Source organism: Chroococcidiopsis thermalis PCC 7203 (genome assembly GCF_000317125.1).
In the GTDB taxonomy this organism is placed as follows: domain Bacteria; phylum Cyanobacteriota; class Cyanobacteriia; order Cyanobacteriales; family Chroococcidiopsidaceae; genus Chroococcidiopsis; species Chroococcidiopsis thermalis.
On sequence record NC_019695.1, the window covers coordinates 5,252,316 to 5,270,943 of the forward strand.

15 protein-coding genes are annotated in these 18,628 nt (G+C 38.3%); 1 reads left to right on the forward strand and 14 read right to left on the reverse strand.

The window, feature by feature from the left end:
• Positions 1-7 precede the first annotated feature (7 nt).
• Complete coding sequence (fmt, locus tag CHRO_RS22835) at positions 8-1,000, forward strand: methionyl-tRNA formyltransferase (protein ID WP_015156598.1); 993 nt, start codon at positions 8-10, stop codon at positions 998-1,000.
• A 20-nt stretch (positions 1,001-1,020) separates the two neighbouring features.
• Here fmt and CHRO_RS22840 read toward each other — a convergent pair whose 3' ends face one another.
• The 14 genes from CHRO_RS22840 to codB form a co-directional block, all read right to left on the reverse strand.
• The gene (locus CHRO_RS22840) at positions 1,021-1,374 is read right to left on the reverse strand and encodes a DUF6464 family protein (protein WP_015156599.1); all 354 of its coding nucleotides are present in this window, start codon (positions 1,372-1,374) and stop codon (positions 1,021-1,023) included.
• 232 nt (positions 1,375-1,606) lie between these two features.
• Entirely contained in the window at positions 1,607-3,040 is a 1,434-nt protein-coding gene (locus CHRO_RS22845) for a sugar transferase (RefSeq protein ID WP_015156600.1), read from the reverse strand.
• Positions 3,041-3,607: 567 nt separating this feature from the next.
• Entirely contained in the window at positions 3,608-4,741 is a 1,134-nt protein-coding gene (locus tag CHRO_RS22850; RefSeq protein ID WP_015156601.1) for a glycosyltransferase family 4 protein, read from the reverse strand.
• A 152-nt stretch (positions 4,742-4,893) separates the two neighbouring features.
• Complete coding sequence (locus CHRO_RS22855) at positions 4,894-5,988, reverse strand: glycosyltransferase family 4 protein (protein ID WP_015156602.1); 1,095 nt, start codon at positions 5,986-5,988, stop codon at positions 4,894-4,896.
• Positions 5,989-6,104: 116 nt separating this feature from the next.
• A complete protein-coding gene (locus tag CHRO_RS22860; protein WP_181824224.1) occupies positions 6,105-7,130 on the reverse strand; it encodes a glycosyltransferase family 2 protein in 1,026 nt (341 codons plus the stop codon).
• 32 nt (positions 7,131-7,162) lie between these two features.
• Positions 7,163-8,443, reverse strand: a complete 1,281-nt coding sequence (locus CHRO_RS22865; RefSeq protein ID WP_015156604.1) for an O-antigen ligase family protein — start codon at positions 8,441-8,443, stop codon at positions 7,163-7,165.
• 51 nt (positions 8,444-8,494) lie between these two features.
• Positions 8,495-9,742, reverse strand: a complete 1,248-nt coding sequence (locus CHRO_RS22870; protein ID WP_015156605.1) for a glycosyltransferase family 4 protein — start codon at positions 9,740-9,742, stop codon at positions 8,495-8,497.
• Between the two features lie 61 nt (positions 9,743-9,803).
• Positions 9,804-10,625 carry a class I SAM-dependent methyltransferase gene (locus CHRO_RS22875; protein ID WP_015156606.1) on the reverse strand — a complete coding sequence of 274 codons (822 nt, stop codon included), beginning with the start codon at positions 10,623-10,625 and terminating at the stop codon, positions 9,804-9,806.
• 9 nt (positions 10,626-10,634) lie between these two features.
• A complete protein-coding gene (locus CHRO_RS22880; protein WP_015156607.1) occupies positions 10,635-11,585 on the reverse strand; it encodes a polysaccharide pyruvyl transferase family protein in 951 nt (316 codons plus the stop codon).
• Positions 11,586-11,616: 31 nt separating this feature from the next.
• Positions 11,617-12,534 carry a hypothetical protein gene (locus tag CHRO_RS22885; RefSeq protein WP_015156608.1) on the reverse strand — a complete coding sequence of 306 codons (918 nt, stop codon included), beginning with the start codon at positions 12,532-12,534 and terminating at the stop codon, positions 11,617-11,619.
• Between the two features lie 2 nt (positions 12,535-12,536).
• Positions 12,537-13,247 (reverse strand): FkbM family methyltransferase, encoded by a 711-nt coding sequence (locus CHRO_RS22890; RefSeq protein WP_015156609.1) that lies wholly within the window; start codon positions 13,245-13,247, stop codon positions 12,537-12,539.
• A 2-nt stretch (positions 13,248-13,249) separates the two neighbouring features.
• A complete protein-coding gene (locus CHRO_RS22895; protein ID WP_015156610.1) occupies positions 13,250-14,566 on the reverse strand; it encodes a flippase in 1,317 nt (438 codons plus the stop codon).
• A gap of 11 nt (positions 14,567-14,577) precedes the next feature.
• Positions 14,578-16,794, reverse strand: a complete 2,217-nt coding sequence (locus CHRO_RS22900; RefSeq protein WP_015156611.1) for a GumC family protein — start codon at positions 16,792-16,794, stop codon at positions 14,578-14,580.
• A gap of 452 nt (positions 16,795-17,246) precedes the next feature.
• Positions 17,247-18,539 carry a cytosine permease gene (codB, locus tag CHRO_RS22905; protein WP_015156612.1) on the reverse strand — a complete coding sequence of 431 codons (1,293 nt, stop codon included), beginning with the start codon at positions 18,537-18,539 and terminating at the stop codon, positions 17,247-17,249.
• Positions 18,540-18,628: the final 89 nt, after the last annotated feature.

Below are 18,628 nucleotides of genomic sequence, written 5' to 3' on the forward strand. Positions count from 1 at the left end.
TTCCCTGATGAAAATCATCTTCTTCGGTACTCCCGAATTTGCCGTTCCAACTCTAGAAAAGCTACTCAGTCATCCAGAGTTTGACGTTGTAGCGGTTGTCACTCAACCAGATAAGCGTCGAGGACGAGGCAATGAATTAACACCCTCACCCGTAAAAACTGTTGCGACAGCACGGCAAATACCTGTGTGGCAACCTTCAAGGGTGAAAAAGGATGCTGAAACTCTGAATTTATTAGAACAGTCTGGGGCAGATTTTTTTGTTGTTGCTGCCTACGGACAAATTCTTTCTCAGCAGATTCTCGATCTGCCACGCTTGGGTTGTATTAACGTGCATGGCTCGATTTTACCCAAGTATCGCGGTGCTGCGCCCATACAGTGGTGTTTGTATAACGGCGAGACGGAAACCGGAATCACGACGATGTTGATGGATGCGGGAATGGATACGGGGGCAATGCTGCTGAAAGCATATACGCCAATTCATATCCTAGACAATGCCTACGAGTTAGCCGCCAGACTATCAACGTTGGGGGCAGATTTATTAATAGAAACGCTGTTGCAATTAGCAAGTCAGGCGATCGCACCCGTTCCCCAAAATAACGACGAAGCCACATACGCGCCTTTGATTAAAAAAGAGAATTATGCCCTCGATTGGTCAAAAACTGCGATCGCGCTGCACAATCAAATTAGAGGTTTCTATCCCAATTGCACGGCTACCTTTCGCGATCGCGCTCTCAAAATACTTGCTACTGTACCTTTAGATGCTGCCTATACGTCGCAGCTATCACCAGAGTTGCAGCAGCTAATTCATAACTTTGCCGATTTGTCAAGCGATCGCCGTCCTGGGGAAATCGTTCAGACGGTTAAGGGTATAGGAGCCGTCATTCAAACTGGTGCAGGTTTAATATTATTACGGGAAGTCCAGCCAGCAGGAAAACGCCCTCAGTCAGGCTGGGATTTTGTCAACGGCAACCGCTTAACTGTGGGAGAGGTATTCTTGTAGAGGTGCAATATTTTGCCTTTCTACATATGGGTTTCATAATAGCGACAGCGATCGCACGGTCCCTCTGGGTTTACCGCACAGCGGATCAACTCAGAATGGGCGTTGAAGCGACAGCTAGCATCGCCAATCACCCAACGTCCCTCTACAAAACTTTTCTCTGCTGGTCGCGCCGCTGACTGTACGTAAAGAGCAATCTTATTTAAACGATAACGCCCCGCTTTCAATTGATAGCGGTGGCGACGTTCTAAAACAGCGTAGGTTTTTCCTTCTAAATCTAAATAGTTCCCTGGTTGGGGAGTCCAATCGAGCATAACTTTGCCGAGGGACTGACGCGGATGCGTCAGAATAACCTCGGTTAGTAAATCTGGTTCCATAACTCACATTCAGGTGTAATGCCGACTACTTTTTGGATGGTATCGCACAATCACCTTTGTCTGGGCAGTTTGAGACGATGTTTTAGGATTGGTAAACTAGAAACATCATGCTTAAAGCCTCGATCGCAATACTAAGTCGCCATGCATTTAACTTGCGCGATTGGCGCGATTGAACCGCTTGCCACTATCAGTCCCAGACATTTTGACTTTTGCCTTCTAACTTTTGACTTACTTAATACGCACCTTTGCGACCCAGCACTACCGCGATCGTTTTGAGTAGGATTTGGATATCCAACCCCAGCGACCAGTTTTCCATATACTTGACATCTAAATTGACAACCTTATCGATTTCATAATCATCAGTATTAGACCGACTAACTTGCCATAAGCCAGTCATACCGGGTAAAACTTGGTAGCGAATAAAATGGCGATCGGCAAATTTCTCTACATCTGAGTTTGGTACTGGTCGCGGTCCAACTAAGCTCATCTCACCGCGCACGACATTAAATAGTTGTGGTAGTTCGTCTAAACTATAGCGCCTCAAAAATTTGCCTATACGAGTAATACGTGGGTCGTTTTTTGTTTGAAACAAAGCACCATCTTTCCACTGATGACTGAACTCTACACTTTTTTGCGATCGGTCTGCATCAGTTTTCATAGTCCTAAATTTCCAGATTTGGAAAGTTTTGCCGTGCAACCCCATACGATTCTGCTTATAAAAAATAGAACCAGATGAATCTATGGCGATTAGCAATGCTATCAACAAATAAGCGGGGATTAACAGCAAAATAAATGCGATCGCAAAAATGAAATCAAAGCATCTTTTGATTAAAAAATCGCCGCCTATGGTTAAGTAAGAGCTGAGTTCAAAAGTGGGAATACTGCCTAAAAATCTCAACTTAATCTTTTGCTCAACAACTTGCAATGCCGTAGGTAAAACATGTATATTAACCCCTGCATTTTTGAGTTTGATATAGAAAAGAGGTTGAGAAGTAATACCTTCCCAAGAATAGATCAAAACATCTGACACTTTCGATCTATAAATATCTTGTAAGACACTATCTCGTTCATTTATAGTAGTAATATCTACCCAACCAGCAAAATCATATCTTCGATCGCTATCTAACAACTTAATAGCTGAGTTTTTATCTTCGAGCTTAGAGATTAAATATATAGGATAACGAAGAAAGCCTTGTTCTCGCAGATTGTCAATGGCAATATCTATGCTATATCTAAAGCTGCAAACCAAAGTAACACTTAAAACTCCAGAGAGGATTAAAGATTGATGCAAAATATTTCTTGAATCTTGAAAAAAGAAGACGACCGATAATAGTAGTAAATGAGCGATTGTCAGAGTTTTAGCAATATTAATATAATCTCGGCGTTTGTCCCCAGCTTGATATAGCTCTTGTGAAGCTAGTAGACTAACTTGAAATGCAATAATTGTGGCGATCGCGAGTAAACTATCTTTATTGTCATTAAGTAAATAAAAAGGCTCGCCAAAGCTTGCTGTCACTTGCCAGGATATCAGTAAAGCAAAAATATCAAATAGCAATAATGTAATCAGTCTTCTCCAGCGCTGACCTATTCTTTTTCCGAGTTGGCTAAATAACGGAGCGCGTAAATCCCGAGCGTACCGATCGGATAAAACACTAGTAGATGTCATAATCTATGAATGGTAAACTGAAAATTGGGAAACATATTTGCGAATAGAGATTGATGCATTCGATCTCATATACTCTGCTTTGGCTTAAAGATCGAGAAGAATTAATATATCTATTGCTTGTCAGAATACAATTTGATTTGCGATCGAATTAAGCCTCTATTTCTGATTGAGATGGTTGTTTGTAGTGTGTATATAGCAGTTCTAAATAATTTGTAAAGTAGGCTTCTAGCCTACGGCAGGCTAGAAGCCTACTCCACGTTCATGAATCAAATAGGATTGCCATATAAGTGATAAATTAATAGTAAAGTCGGCTGCCAATTTTTCAGTGCAGCAAATATACGGAAAATTTTTGCTTTTAGATAAATGATTTATCAAGAAACTCGGTGAATTCAAGTATGTAGAATGAAAAGATACAAAATAGAGGTGCGCAGCGAACCACGCACCTCTATTTTGCACTCAGCTTAACCTTAGAATAGTTAAGACTCACTTAGGCAATAATAAAATCGCTAGCACTGAGAGTAAGTTTACCTGAGAGCTGAGCGACGGCTGACTCTCCTCCTAATATGCCTAGATCTGGATTGTAGAAAGAGATGTGTATAACTTATTTAAAGACTGCATCATGCGATCTGCTGAAAAAATTTCCTCAAATCGAAGTTTTGATGCTCGACTCATAGATTGACGTAATGGCGAAGATGTAGCTAGTTTTCTCATTACGTCCACTAATTCAGTTACATTTTCTGATTCTACAATAAAACCATTGACTCCTTCAATTACTAAATCGCAAGCTCCAAAAGTTCGAGTACAAATAATTGGTAATGAAGCCGCCATCGCCTCCATAGCAGATAGAGAGAGTCCTTCATAGCGACTTGGTAAAACAAAAACATCAAAAACATTAAGTAAGTTTGGAACGTCAGTTCTCTCACCTGTAAAAATTACGCGAGGATTAGTTGTTTGTTTGAGGCTATCTAGTAACTCTCCAGTACCAACAAATAGAAGATAGCTTTGGGGATGATTGAGATTGTGAAAGGCTTTGAGTAAAAGTTCGGGATTTTTTTGATATGTTAATCGACCTGTAAAGCCAAAAACTAAAGCATCGTCAGGAATACCTAACTCTTGTCGAATCACCTGACGAGGATGAGAAGGACGAGGCAAGGAAATACCATTTTCTATAACCTTAACTTTATTAGAATTGAATTTAAAAGTTTTTAACATATAAGCTTGTTCGTCCTGAGATACAGCGATAACTTTTTGACACGCTAAATAACCTAGCAATAATTCAGCTAGCCATATTAGTAATGCTTTAAATCCTACCGCTTCAGTCGATAATGTTGCTAAACCATTGGGAGTATAGAGTGTTTTGTGACTCATGCCATTCAATATTGAGGCGATCCGTCCAGTCACTCCTGCTTTTGAACTATGACAGTGGATAATATCAAAAGGACCATTTTCACGCATATAGTTTGAAATTGCTTGAATCGTTTTCCAGTCTGATACTAAGTTGATATTGCGTGACATCTGAATTTCTTGAAGCCGTACACCAATATTACTAAAATGTAATAACTCTTTTTGAAAAGAGGCATCCGCTCTTGCAGATGAATAAAGCAAGTGAACCTCGTGGTTTTTAGCTAAATTATTGCAAATTATGCAGACATGACTACCAACTCCAGTAAGACATGACTCAACAATAAAGGCAATTTTCATTTTCAATATTGTTATAAGAATGAAAGTTTTTGAACGAACAATAAATCAAACGTGTACTAGGCACTATCTTGACTGATAGCCTGTCAGCATAACCATATTGTGTACTGAGAATGCGAGCAATGGTTAACTTCAATGACTCTAATAGACTTTAATCATTTGCCTGCATCTAATAAAACATTCAATGTAAGTTGTGCAGTTTTTTCCCAGCTAAATTCGTTTACTTTATTTTTTCCACACTCCGTTAAAGTATTTCGTAATTCTGCATTGTTCATCACCGATAACATTGCATGGCTTAAACTATTGACATCTCTGGGTTGAACTAAAATCCCTGCATTACCCATAACTTCCGGTACTGAACCGCCGTTAGCTGCTATGACAGCAGTTCCTAGCGCCATTGCTTCTACAAGAGTTAACCCGAACCCTTCGTATTCAGATGGATTAACTAAAGCTATTGAACCAGCAATAAGACTATTTAACTGACTTCTATTCAATTCACCAAGCACCTGAATGTATTCTTTTGCGGTGGAGGATTGAATTCTAGAAGCTATGTCATCTGAATGGTTATAGTTATGCCTACCTGCAAGAATCAATTTCGGACGAACTTTCTGATTTGCACAAGCAGCATCTACTAATTCAAATGCTGCTATCAAATCGGGTACTCGCTTCCAAGGTTTCCAATTTCCAACGTAAACGAAGTATGGCAGATCGAGTTGTTGTGATATATTAGGATGTTCGCGTGTTAGGTTGACTCCGTTATAAATTATTTCTATTCGATTGGAATTTACACCTGTCCAATGAGAAAAATCTGATGCAGTACTTTTTGAAATACAAATAATTCTTTTACACTTCCAAGCTGCTAGTTTCAGCATGACTAAGAAGTACAATCGAGCTAACTGAGAGGTAGCATATTGAGGATAATTTAGCCAAATTGTGTCATGCACAGTGAGAACTTTTGAACAAGATGAAAAAATAGGAAAAGTTACATGGGGACTAAAAAATATATCTGGTTTGTATGTTCGACAAAACTTTGCCAACCATATCTGTTCTCTTATAGAGAACATTTTTGGTCCTCTAATTATATTCACACCCTCTAGTTTAAGAGCTTTAATTGTGCTGAAGTCTTCCTCGTTAATTGCTATAACCAAAAAACTTAGATTTTTTTCATGAGTTATTCTATTTAAAATTTCTCTGATATATTCTCCAATACCACCTTTAGAAATATGCCTAGCATCAATAGCAATTCTCACTAATATACTCCGATAAATTTCTCGATTACAGTCCAGACGTATGTAGAGTTAAGGCAAATATAATCGTATCGTTTGAATATGCTTATACAAAGATAGTTATACAGCAAAAGTCATACTCAATAGTTATTATTCAAATTCGTGCTTGCTTCAAAAAACTTCATGATACTAGATCGCAACTGGAACCATTTTTTCTCACCCATGAGAAAACGAGTTACACATCTTACTAATAAAGTTGCTGATTCTAAAGTAACAGAGGGATTAATCATTACTGCGGACTTAAGTTTAACCAGTGCTTTAGAAAAATTTCCTATCTCCATATACATTTTGGCAGACAAAAGATTCACGCAACTTTGTGCTTGCTTATCATCTAAAATTCCTCTTTTCTTAGCTCTACTTAATACTTCTGCAATATCATTAACCAAGCTTGTAGTGATAGTAAATGTTTTCGATGCTGAGTGTAGGCGAAATAGAGCTAAGTTATAAGAAATATGTTTTAATGGTATTTTTTCAGCTAACTTAATCCATAGGTCAAAGTCCATTGCATAATGGAGTGATAAATCTATTCCTCCAACTTCACGAACGGACTCTACTGGAGCAAAGACAGCTGGTTGCGGTAAGTGATATTTCCAAGCTATAATTTTTTCAAGTGTCATATCTGGACACTGGCGAGGACAGAGACCAAGATCGTTATCGCATTCATCAATAAATCTGGCTAATCCATAAATAATACTAGGTTGCTCTGCTTCCATCCATGCGGAAACTACTTTAAAAAGTGCATTCTGAACTAGAACATCATCAGAATTAAGCCAAGAAAAAATTTCTCCTTTAATTCTAGCAAGTCCTTTGTTGATAGCATCACTCTGACCGCGATCGCTTTCACTTATCCAATGAAAACGTGAATCGCTTTCGTATTCTTTTAAAATAGATATTGTTTCATCTGTGCTACCTCCATCGATTACCCAATACTCAATTTTCTCGTAATTCTGCGTTAGAACGCTTTCAATCGTCTTCCTAATAAACTTTCCTTGGTTGTATGATGGCGTAATAATACTAACCAAGGGTAGAGATAAATTAGTTTTAGCTTTTAACAAATCATACTCAGACATTAAATAGCTAGCCTCTAAGTTAGAATTTATTTTCACTTGATGTTGGTAGCAAAAATTCAACATACTAGTTAAGAGTTAAACTGCGTGTATGCCTCATCTATTCTTCGATCTTTTTTGTAGATTTTACGTTTAACAAGAACACATCTACTTAAGTAAGTAGATAGATATACGTACAAAAACCAAATAATGCTTTGCCTTGCAGACAAGACTCCAACATCAGTTAAGTTAGAAATGATTACAAAAGTAATCAGAGTTATCGGCAAGATAGATTCAAGCTTACTAAACCGTTGTAACTCACCTATGGCTATAAAAATATTTCTCACTAATGATATTAATAAAGCTAACATACCAAGTAAGCCCAATTGCAAACCTACATCTAATAATCCATTGTGGGCATGAGGTGCTTGCCATCTGATTCTTTGCCAGATATCAGCACAAGGACCATCTAAACCTGTCCAAAAAGCATTCAGTCCATAGCCTAATACTGGACGTTCCATAATTTTTTCCCAAACCATTCCCCAAAGAATTGTCCGCCCAGTACCCGTAGTATCACGGCGAAAAAAGTCGAGGACGGTTTCATGATTTGTAGCTAATAAAGTAATTACTGAAGTAATAAAAAATAAAATAAATGAAATTAAAACAACGTTTTTTGTTTTGAGAGTTCGTAATAATAACAAAATAATTAAGATCTCCAATAGTGATAAATAGGCACTGACAGTATTTGTAATTGCTAACGAAACTGTACATATGGCAACAATGCTCCAGCTGATGGCTCTATAATGTTTCGTATGCAACGCATGAATTAACCATAGAACTATACCTAGTACCATTATTCGTCCGCAATTTGTTGGATGACTTAATAAGCCTTGAAAACGCAACCCGGTACGCAAGTCAAGCAAAAAGGCATTAGCTGGCATAAATAGAGCAAATACTAAGCCTAAAATTGCTATAATTGCAAGCGACCAGCGAAATAGCTTCAGTACTTCATTTAAGCTATAACTAGTACCAAGGTAAATGCCAAAAATTGTTATTGCTAAAAGTGAAATACTATGAAAAAAAGTACTTATAGGTACTGCTGACCAAATTGTAGAAAGAAGTGATAGGGTAAGAAGTACGCATAAAAAAATATCTTTAAATACTAACTTTAATGTTTGCTTATACTTAAGACTTGCTAGGAGAACTCCTAATCCGTAGATACAATAGTGAATTAAGCTTGTAAAGGGATTATAAGCTTCTAATAATCTAGTACTTGGGTCTGGTTTTTCTAACGAAATTCCCATGAACATACACAATGAACATACAATAAAAACGTTTTTTATAAGTTTTAAATAATTTGCTTTATTCTTCATCGTTTTTTGATAGAGAAAATGAGTCTAATTATATTGCTGAAATTTGCTTTATTAAGAGGGACTTATTTCAGTGAAAATAGACGTATAGCGTTGTGCTTGGATTGCTGACGTAAATTCGCACTCTGCTTTTTCACGGGCAATTTTGCACAGCTTGCTATGTCTCTCAAGATTTACTAATACCCAGGCAATTCCTTGTGCTAAATCCTCTGTTTTATAAGCCTGAGCGAGGTAACCATTTCTCTGATGTTCGATCATATCTGGCATACCTCCAATATTGAAAGCTACACAGGGGGTTCCACAAGAAAGTGCTTCCATCACTGTGTTAGGTAAGTTATCCTGAATCGAAGGAGCAACAAAAACATCTGCTGCTGCGTAGATCAAAGCAAGAGAAATATCGTCACTTAATTTACCTAAGTAGTGAGTCTTAAACCCAAAATCAAGTTGTGAACTAGGCTGGCTTGCACCCATAACAACTAGAGACAGCTGCTCTTTCCATTCAGATTTACTCAGGCTCAGCAATGCTTGTTGAAGAAGATGAAAACCCTTCCTTGGATCGCTTGTTGCATTCATTGCTCCGAACAAGACAAGAAGTTTATCTTCAGGTAGTCCAAGGAGTTGTCTTGCTAGTTGCCTGTTCATCGGCTTATATCTGTCAGTATCTAAACCATTTGGAATCACCTCAATTCTTAAATCCTTAAACAGAGAACTAGAACTTACACACTTCGCCAGCCATTTGCTAGGAGTAACAATCGTCAAGTTAATATTCTTCCAAGCTTTTGCTTTCCGTTGCCAAACCCAATGAGATAAGTCATGGTTGCTACTGCTCGAAAGTTGCGGACAAGCACCACAGGAGTCAATGTAGCGATCGCATTCTTGGTTATAGTGACATCCTCCCGTAAAAGCCCACATATCGTGCAATGTCCAAACAATAGGCTGAGTAAATTTAGTGAGAGTTTCAATATTCAAAAATCCATGACATACCCAATGCAGATTAATCACATCTGGATCGATCTGAGCTACTTTCGCAGCTACCCGTTCAGGTAACCATTGTAGTGAATAAATTTCGCGCTCAGATTTCTTATAAGCAAGTAAGGGCAATCTATCTAAGGTTAACCTGAGTTTAGCAATACCCTTATCTATTTTGCTTCTTGGAGAAATTACAGTTACGTCATCACTTGTCTTAGTTTGTACCAACATCTGGGAAGAAACATCAATAGACTGTAACCCTTGATGCAAGCGATAAGCAGCACGAGCTGCTCCTCCATTTATATCGGCAGTGCTAAGAATTAAAGGTTTCATCTAATGCAGCATTTAAATGATGAATAATTTCTCTGATTCCAGCCCAGCATTAATAAAAATTTCATTGTTTTATTCCTTCTATAAATAAAGAATCTGGTTTTCTCAATAACCCCTTAATAGTATCTAAGCTATAAGTATTAAAATCTGGGATTCGGCTTTCGTCAGCTCGACAAACTAATACATCTTTAAATCCAACTTTACTCAGTAGCTGTCTTAGCGAAAAACGATCGTACATCCAGCGATGAATTTCACCTGTATTTCTCATCAACCCTTCATCAAATGCAAGTCTTACTTCCTTACCTGCGGTTATTGTTACTATATTTCGTGCTAAGTAAATTCTCAAGTTATGTAATAACCACGACCAATTTTTTGACTTCAACTTTTGCCAATTTGTCTTTTCTTCCTGTTGAAGCCAATTTTGTTCTGCTTCCCAGCCAATTCGAGACTTAATAAATTGTTTATTTTGCAGATTGGGGCTGCTCAAATAATTAATCATTTCTCCACCTTTAGAAGTGCGAACCATTTGATCCAAAAGCTCTAAAGTCATCCAAGTATAGTCTGCCTCTGCCTCCGTAACTCCAGCCTCAACTTGCTCTAAGGTATAAAGGTAGCTTTTTACTATTGATTCAAGATCGGGTACAACTATTCTGATGACACCATGCGGCTTCAGTACGCGGAAACATTCGGATACCAGACTCTTCGCGTCACTTTGGCTCTGATGCTCCAGTACATGTGAACTATAGCAAGCATCAAAATATCCATTGGGGTAAGGCAAGCCTTTGCGTATATCGTGGCTTTGAACATTTGGTGAGGAGGACACTAAATCAATGTTTGTCCATGCTTGATGAAAAGAAGAGCCACAGCCAATATTTAGAAGTTGCATTTGTTTATCTTATGTATTGAGAAATTGATTTTTCCATTGATTAATATTTTGTAAAGGAAGCTTTATTTTAGTTTCGTACTTTGAGTTAATCCAACTAGCTATTGCTATTAAATTATCTCGTTCAATGACAGGTAAATTAGTATTCTTAGCTATCTCAGTAGCTCTATTATCTACTGAAAGAATTAGCGTTCTTTTTTTATGTTGCAAAGCTCGGACTCCTGCATGTAACCGCGTACCCAAGTAATCAACTTTATTTTCAGACAAACACCGATCTAACCCTTTTAAGCTAGGTTGAAGATATATAACTTTGTCACTACAAATACTTCGCATATATTCATAGTCTTTTGGTTGTTGTGTCCAAAAATAAATCTGCTTGTATTCTTTCTCCAGTAAGTTAACTAATTTTGAGTCGAAATCTGGATGTTGATTGTACTCAGTAAAAGTGACTAATACCGAGTCTGCTCTCTCTTGTGGAATACTACGACAATGTTCCTCTGTTAATTTCCACATTGTCGGACAAGAAGTATTAATTACATTTTTTACGCCAATAGAGTTCAATTTCTGTTCAGTATAACTATCTCTAACAGAATGTAAGTAATTTTTATCTAGTAAATTTTTATATAAGATTTGAGTGTAAAGATTTGGTTTGTTTTGGTATTGCCACCAACCTACACCACATAAAATTATATTTTTGACAAACATTGAATCCCATAAACTAACTTTCCATTGGTTATACCAATTCATATTAGATGACAATAAATTTGTACCACCTAATAATTTTAATTCACTTCCTCTCATATATTGATAGGAAGTTTTTGATATTACATCATGGGTTTGAATATGAATAGTTAAAATATTATCAAAAATGTCTTCCATGACATTTGTAATCGCATCCATAATGATTCGATCGCCAAGATTAGAACTACAAATACTAGTATCTAGAATTGAAATCATTTTCATACAGCTTCCTTTGATTGTGAATATAAAATAGTTAAAGAATATTAAATTTTTTCTTCAGTTTGGCAAGCAAATTATTTTCTATTACTTTTTTAAAAAATTTTCGATCGTAGTTTCGATCGACTGCTGTGAAATCATTCATTTTAATAGGGTATTTTAAATCTAATAACTTAAGCTCTGCTATTTTTGAATTTTTAGATTTAGTATGAGTAGAATTTTCTCCAAAACCAATATTAGAGATTAAATTTCTCGCAGGAACAACCGACAAACCAGACTGAGCTAGACGAGCAAAACTCCATTGATAATCCCATGCATTTAAACAAGAGCTATTTTGATAAGTTATCCAAAATATTTTTGCTCTTGCCTTAAATTGTTTATCACTTGAAAGCACATCACAAATTCTATCTCTTATTTCCTTCCGTCCCCATAGTTTGATCTCATGATCGTAATATTTCCAAGCTCTTTTCCAAGATGCCCAACCCCAAATCCCACCATAGTATGAAAAGTGATAGTCTTGAATATTAAATTTCCATTCTTCTAAAAAGTTTGTACCACTAATCATCATAATCCGCTCGTCATCTTTGTATCTATTCAACATTTGTTCGCAAAACGTAAAAAAACTCGGATGAGGTAAGCAGTCATCCTCAAGAAATATAGCTTCTTCTACTTGCTCAAATACCCAAGTAATACCTGTAGCTGGACGTATTCCACATCCTAAATTTACGTCAGAGTAATTCTTTATTACTTCACACTTCCAATCGACTTGTTCAATAATTGCACGGGTAGCAGCACATTTTTCTGCTTCACCTGGTTTATCTGCACGCGGTCCATCAGCAATAACAAAAAGCTTTGAAGGTTTAGCTTCACGAATTGCCTCAAAAACTTTTGCAGTCGTGTCAGGTCGATTAAAAATGATAAAGGCGACAGGGGTTTTCAATTGCCAACTAGTCATAGTTACAACCCAGAATCCTTAAATATCAAAGTTCTACATGTTTTGGCAAAAAGTTCATATCCTTGTTGAGCAAGAAATTGATATGTTTCACTTTTTGTCAAAGCGTTCATGCTGAAATTTAAACATTCAATCAAAATATATTCTGGTCTAAAAGTTTGCCAATCGTTTGAATGAAGAACTTCTAAATCTAGTCCTTCAACATCAATAGACATAAAATCTATTTTTCGATCGAAATCAAAGTTATTTTTTAATAATTCCCTGAGAGTTATAGTAATAATATTTTGCTCTTTAAGAAGTTGCCAACCATGATTAATCCTTTCAGTAGCTAAGTTTTTATCAAATGTATTAAGAGCAGATTCATTAAACATAAAAAAAGACATTTCTCTTTTTTCGTTAGTAATAGCTGCTTCTATATTAATATCTCTCGATCTAAGTTTTCTAAAGAGAACCATACTACCTGGCATCGCATCAATATTTATTCCGTTCCAACCTTTTTTATAAAATAAATAAGTGTTTGAAAATCGTTTTGGATGGTGTGCGCCTACATCAATATAAAATCCATTAGTTTTACATTCAAAGATTCTTCTCAAAATTATATCTTCACCTTCTTGTGAATATGATTGAGTGGCGTAACTATTAAACAGCTTTTCTTTTATACTTTGCATGTAACTCCATAGTCTGTTAGGAAGAAGTTTCTTTAGAATGAGTTTCATGTTCATTTACTCCAATCAATTAGAAAAAGTGCCTGGAATTGAATAAAAAATATTTTTCTTGCTTTTCTACTAAATAAATTTGCAATAAAGGCAGCAAAAGCATAGGAAATAACAGTAGCGATCGCTGCACCATTCCCAGAGTAAGTAGGAATTAAGAGAAAATTCAGTAACACATTGGCGATCGCACCAATCAGTGTTCTTTGCAAGGAAAGCTTTGTCAAGCCCTCGGTAATAAACCAAGGAGAAGTAGCAACACCCATAAAGACGAATAGAGATGCCCAAATATGGATTGCAAGAATAGAACTGGCTGCAATATATTCTTGACCGAACAACCCTACCACGAAGGTTTTCGATAGAAATGTCATAGGTATTGCGATCGCTGTGGATAAAAATACCATCAGCCGCAATAGCTGTTTTATGCGCTGGTAGTAAAGACTTTCACTTATTCCCTTTGCTTCGATAATAGTGGGAAACATAGAAGAGGCGATAGCTGTGGGAATGAAATACCAGACTTCAGAGATCCGAGTAGCTGCTGAGTAAAGCCCGACGGCGCGATCGTCGATCATCTGTCCCAGCATAATCTGGTCGATTCGCATATAAATCATAATCGTCAGTCCCGAAAGCATCAGTGCCCAACTTTCTTTAAGTAAGGCGATCGCACGGGTAAGGCTCCAACGCCAAGCCCAAAAGCTATATCCTTGCATTCGGTAGTTGATCGCTAACCCAATTGCACCTAACCCGCTTTCTAGCAAAACTACCCAAGCAAAAGCTATTAGAGATGCATTAATTTGAATTAAAGTTAACTTGACAAGGGTGATAACGATAAACGCTAGATTCTTAGCAATAACCGTATATTTTGATTGAACCTGCGCCTGAAATTGTAAATCAATGGTGTCAAAAGCCTGAAAAATTACTCCAACTGATAAAACACTGACTACCCAAGAAGTTAGCCGATCTCCTGAACGTAACAACGAAATGCTAAAAATTGATAGTACAACTAATACAATTCCACCAAGAAGTTTGAGAAAGAAAGTAGTACCAAGAATTTCATCCTTATATGAAGAATCACGTACAATTTCACGAATTACTATGTTGTCCAAACCTAAAGTTGCAAATGGAGTTAGCAAAGCTACGAAAGCAGTGGCATAGTTTAATAGCCCAAATTGCTGAGTTCCCAAATAACGAGCTACCCACACACCTACAAAAAGCCCAACACCCATGCGAAGGATACGGTCAGCAAACAGCCAACTAGTATTTACCGCAACTTTACGTAACTGAGGGCTAAATCTTTCGCGGATTGACACAATAGATTTGAACATACAAATCTGAGTTATGATGCTGCCTTACGATTAGCAGTAGAACGCTGACGATTAGTGGAATCCTCCTCCATGTAATAGTCCTTCACATAGTAGTAATAACTATCAGATTCATTTTCCAAAATCACGCCATTGACCACTAAACCCAAGACTTTCTGACCGGAAGACTGCAACAAATCTTTAGCAGTAGTAGCAGTATTAGAACTCACAACACCAGGTCTTGCTACCATCAATAAACCATCTGTTATCTTACCCAACATGAGAGCATCAGCAGCTACTAAAACTGGAGGAGCATCAATAATTACAAAATCAAACGATTTAGCAAAATTATCGATTAAGGAAGTTATTTGCACGGAATCGAGCAGTGCTACGGGGTTGGGAGGAGTCGCACCAGCTGTGAGAATATGCAATTTAGGCAGAACTTCTTTAATTGCAGACTGGTAATCTACTTGACCGACGATCGCATCGCTTAATCCTTCTGTATTAGCTTTCTCCCAAATGTGGTGTTGTCTGGGACGGCGCATGTCTGCATCAACAATTAAGACTCTGTTTCCCAGTTGAGCGATCGCCGCTCCTAAATTAGCAGAAACCGTAGATTTACCTTCTCCAGGAACAGAGCTAGTGACTAAAATCACTTTCAATTTATCCGAACTGGAAAATTTTAAGTTAGCCTGAAGCATCCGGAAAGCTTCCGCAATTGGCGCACGCGGAGTGTCTCTGACTGGGAGGGCGATCGTAGTTGCCTCCGCATTTTTTCCATCGGCAGCAGCTTTCTTTGTCAGAGAAGGAATAGCTCCTAAAAAGGTATAGCCAAATAACTCTCTTGCTTCCTTCAGAGTTTTGACCGATGTATCCTTAATTTCTAAGACTGCAACCGTACCGCTTGACAACACTACGCTCAACAATATACCTGCTGCCAAAATTATCATCGGTTTGAACAACAAAGCTTTTTCGGGAGCTAATGCAGATTCAATAATCCGAGCGTTACCCATATTTTGATTCTCTGCTACTCTCACCTCTTGCAGCTTTTGCAGCAGAATTTCGTATGTCGATTGAGCCGCTTTGAGTTGTCTTTCGAGTTCCCGTTGTTGCTGTTCTAATTTGGGCAGAATGTTAGCTCTTTGTTTATAGAGGTTGTATTCACCCGATAAAGAAGCTAAACGACTTGCTAAACCCAGACGCTCTACTTCTAGCTGAATATATGCCTCAGTTAGTTTCTGTTTGCTTTCACCGATTTGTAACTTACCATCAGCTAGGGTTCGCGTCTTTCCTACAGCCTGGGAGATCCGTTGGCTGAGTAAGGCTTTGAGAGCTGTTCTCTTTTGCTTGAGATTGGAAATTCCTGGATAGGTTTCGGCATAGCGCGTCCGCAGTTGTGCTAGTTCGGCTTCGGTTTTTTGATATTCTGTTAAAACTCTTTGCACGCCGCGAGCCTGATTGAGCGCGTTGAGGTTCAAGCTAGTATCTGTATCCATACCGACTTGTTGGCGCAGTTTTGCCAGCTTAGTATTAGCATTTGCCAATTCTGCTCGAACCTGGGCAATTTGTCCTTCTAAAGTTTGGATAACCGTGACTGCACCTTGTGCCTCTACTTCTAATGCAATTAGGTGATTCTGTTCTTTAAAGCGACGCAGAGCGCTTTCGGCTCGACGCACGCGGGCTTCAACATCAGGAATTTGCTTAGCAATAAAATCTCCGGCTGCTGTTGCCGTAACTCGATTAGTTTGAATATTGTTTTCTAAATAAACGTTCATCAATTTATTGACGACGGCAGCAGCTTCATCAGGACTGATGCTTTTATACGTCACTTGCATCACATCAGTGCCACCAATATTTTTCAACTTTAGCTTGCCAATAATATCTGCTGGCTTAAGTGGTTCACTTGTGCGATCGTCTTTGAGATTTAGTGCAGCTATAGTTTTTTGTAAGAGAGGAATGGAACGTACTACCTCAATTTCTGTATTGACAGGATTACTTTGAAGATTTAAACCTTCTAAGTCTCCGATTCCCTGCCCCAAACCTGTGAGAGCAGCCGTTTGATCGTTTTTCTTAACGATCAGTTTCCCCGTCGCTTCATAAACGGGTTTCTGCAAGCAGACAGCTATAATTGCTAAACCCAGAATGGCAGTAAACACGCCCGTACCAGGTAGCCAACGGCGTTTTAAAATTATCCATAATTTTGAAAAATCTAAATCTAGATTTTCCGAGGTTTCAATAAGTTGCTCTTGCATAACTCAAAAATAGTAGAGAGAATAGTTTAGGCAAAAATTCCTGAAATACCAAGTTATAAGTTCTCAGTACAACGCGAATCTTTACAAAGTTATTAAGGTTTTGAGATACTACAGTTCAGTAATCTAAATTTCAAATAAAAGCTAACTTGAGTAATACAGGATATCCAAGCGAGTTTTCACCGATAACTTTATTTCAGGCTAATTTACTTTTAAAACTTCTTCCGTGGATTTACGTATAGACGAAGGAAATCAAGGATTATATATCATAGCCATTTTCAATTGAATGAGATAGGCGAGTAGGGGCGCACAGCCGTGCGCCCCTACAAATATATTGGCGATCGCAAAGAGAAACGTTATCAGAAATCGCCCTTTTAGTGGAGAACAATTAGCAATTCCAAATTTGAATAGAAAAAATGGCGAAGAATCGAAAGCTAGTCGCTAAATTTTCAGAATCATTCCTTCACTCTGTTGTTTTTGGGAATTAGAAATTTACTCAAAATAAAATAGGCGATCGCAGCTGCAATAATGCCGTTAATGGGCTTGACACCTGGAGAGAAGTAGGCGACTGCACTCGCTAACACGTAAGCAATAATTCCCGCCCAATTCAATGCAGGCTGTTTCTCTGTTAGTGCAGGGAAATGTCCTTTATGATGCAACCAGTAATCTGCCATTATGACCCCACCAATGGGAGGAATAAACGTTCCTAGTAAAATGAGGTAGGGGACGAGTAAATTGTAAATTCCGCCCCAGGCTAACACTAAAGCAACAGTCGCACCACCCAACACGAAAGCCGTCCGTTTGTTAGTACGGAACATATGCGCGCCTGCAACCGAGAATGCATAGATGGTGTTGTCTTGTGTCGTCCACATATTTAAGAACAACAGCACCAAACCCCAAAATAGCAATCCTTGTTGCGCCATGACTTGTACGATGTCTTCATTACCGTAAACTAGAGCGCAGAATGCACCGCTAAATATGAGTAAGCCATTGGCAAAGAAAAAGGCAGTGAGGGTACTTATCCATGCCGTGCGTCCCGAATTGGCAAATCGACTCCAGTTTGTGGCTTGAGTTCCGCCTGAAATAAACGTCCCGACAATAATTGTAATAGCTTCACCGATTGGCATGGGTTCTTTAGGGACGATCGCCTGCAACCCTGTAAACCCTCCGACTTTCGTGGTGGCGATCGCCAAACTCCAAACCATTAAAATTAGCATTGCTGGGACGGCAATTCGACTCAGCCAATCCATCGCCCGATAGCCAATATACGCTGTAGAACAAAAGAAATAAGTAAAAAATAGAATAATCAGCCAATTCCAGCCAGCCGGAACGCCTAAAAGCTTATTTGCTAACTCTGCCATCAGCGCCGATCCCCAAGCATACCAACCAATTTGGGTAAAACCAAGCAGAAAATCAACCCAACGAGAACCCACATTGCCAAAGCTAAACCGCGACATCAAGACCGTACTCAGACCTGTCTTGGCAGAAATATAAGCTAGTAGACTCGCGTAGATGCCTAAAATTAAATTACCGATGACAATCAGCGAGACAAGATCGGGAAAAAATCGAAACGATGGACCTACCCTACCCCCAGCAAATAACGTTCCTGAGTATAAGGTAAAACCCATCAGCAAGGGAGCTAAAGACCAAATTGATTTGCGTGCTGAGGCGGGGACAGCACTGAGGGGATAATCTTCACTAACAGGCGATCGCGCTACGAATTGCTGTTCTTCTGACGTGCTACTCATACTCAAGCGAATAAAAGGTTGAAATTATTCTCAGGGCGATCGCGATCAAGTAAATGTATCATAGTTAACACGATCTGCGCTGAATTTTG

Bases quoted from the DNA above. Each gene is read 5' to 3' on its own strand.
- fmt (WP_015156598.1), top strand. From the start codon at position 8: ATGAAAATCATCTTCTTCGGTACTCCCGAATTTGCCGTTCCAACTCTA.
- CHRO_RS22865 (WP_015156604.1), bottom strand. From the start codon at position 8,443: ATGAAGAATAAAGCAAATTATTTAAAACTTATAAAAAACGTTTTTATT.
- CHRO_RS22895 (WP_015156610.1), bottom strand. From the start codon at position 14,566: ATGTTCAAATCTATTGTGTCAATCCGCGAAAGATTTAGCCCTCAGTTA.
- codB (WP_015156612.1), bottom strand. From the start codon at position 18,539: ATGAGTAGCACGTCAGAAGAACAGCAATTCGTAGCGCGATCGCCTGTT.
- CHRO_RS22870 (WP_015156605.1), bottom strand. From the start codon at position 9,742: ATGAAACCTTTAATTCTTAGCACTGCCGATATAAATGGAGGAGCAGCT.
- CHRO_RS22900 (WP_015156611.1), bottom strand. From the start codon at position 16,794: ATGCAAGAGCAACTTATTGAAACCTCGGAAAATCTAGATTTAGATTTT.
- CHRO_RS22840 (WP_015156599.1), bottom strand. From the start codon at position 1,374: ATGGAACCAGATTTACTAACCGAGGTTATTCTGACGCATCCGCGTCAG.
- CHRO_RS22885 (WP_015156608.1), bottom strand. From the start codon at position 12,534: ATGACTAGTTGGCAATTGAAAACCCCTGTCGCCTTTATCATTTTTAAT.
- CHRO_RS22875 (WP_015156606.1), bottom strand. From the start codon at position 10,625: ATGCAACTTCTAAATATTGGCTGTGGCTCTTCTTTTCATCAAGCATGG.
- CHRO_RS22850 (WP_015156601.1), bottom strand. From the start codon at position 4,741: ATGAAAATTGCCTTTATTGTTGAGTCATGTCTTACTGGAGTTGGTAGT.
- CHRO_RS22845 (WP_015156600.1), bottom strand. From the start codon at position 3,040: ATGACATCTACTAGTGTTTTATCCGATCGGTACGCTCGGGATTTACGC.
- CHRO_RS22890 (WP_015156609.1), bottom strand. From the start codon at position 13,247: ATGAAACTCATTCTAAAGAAACTTCTTCCTAACAGACTATGGAGTTAC.
- CHRO_RS22880 (WP_015156607.1), bottom strand. From the start codon at position 11,585: ATGAAAATGATTTCAATTCTAGATACTAGTATTTGTAGTTCTAATCTT.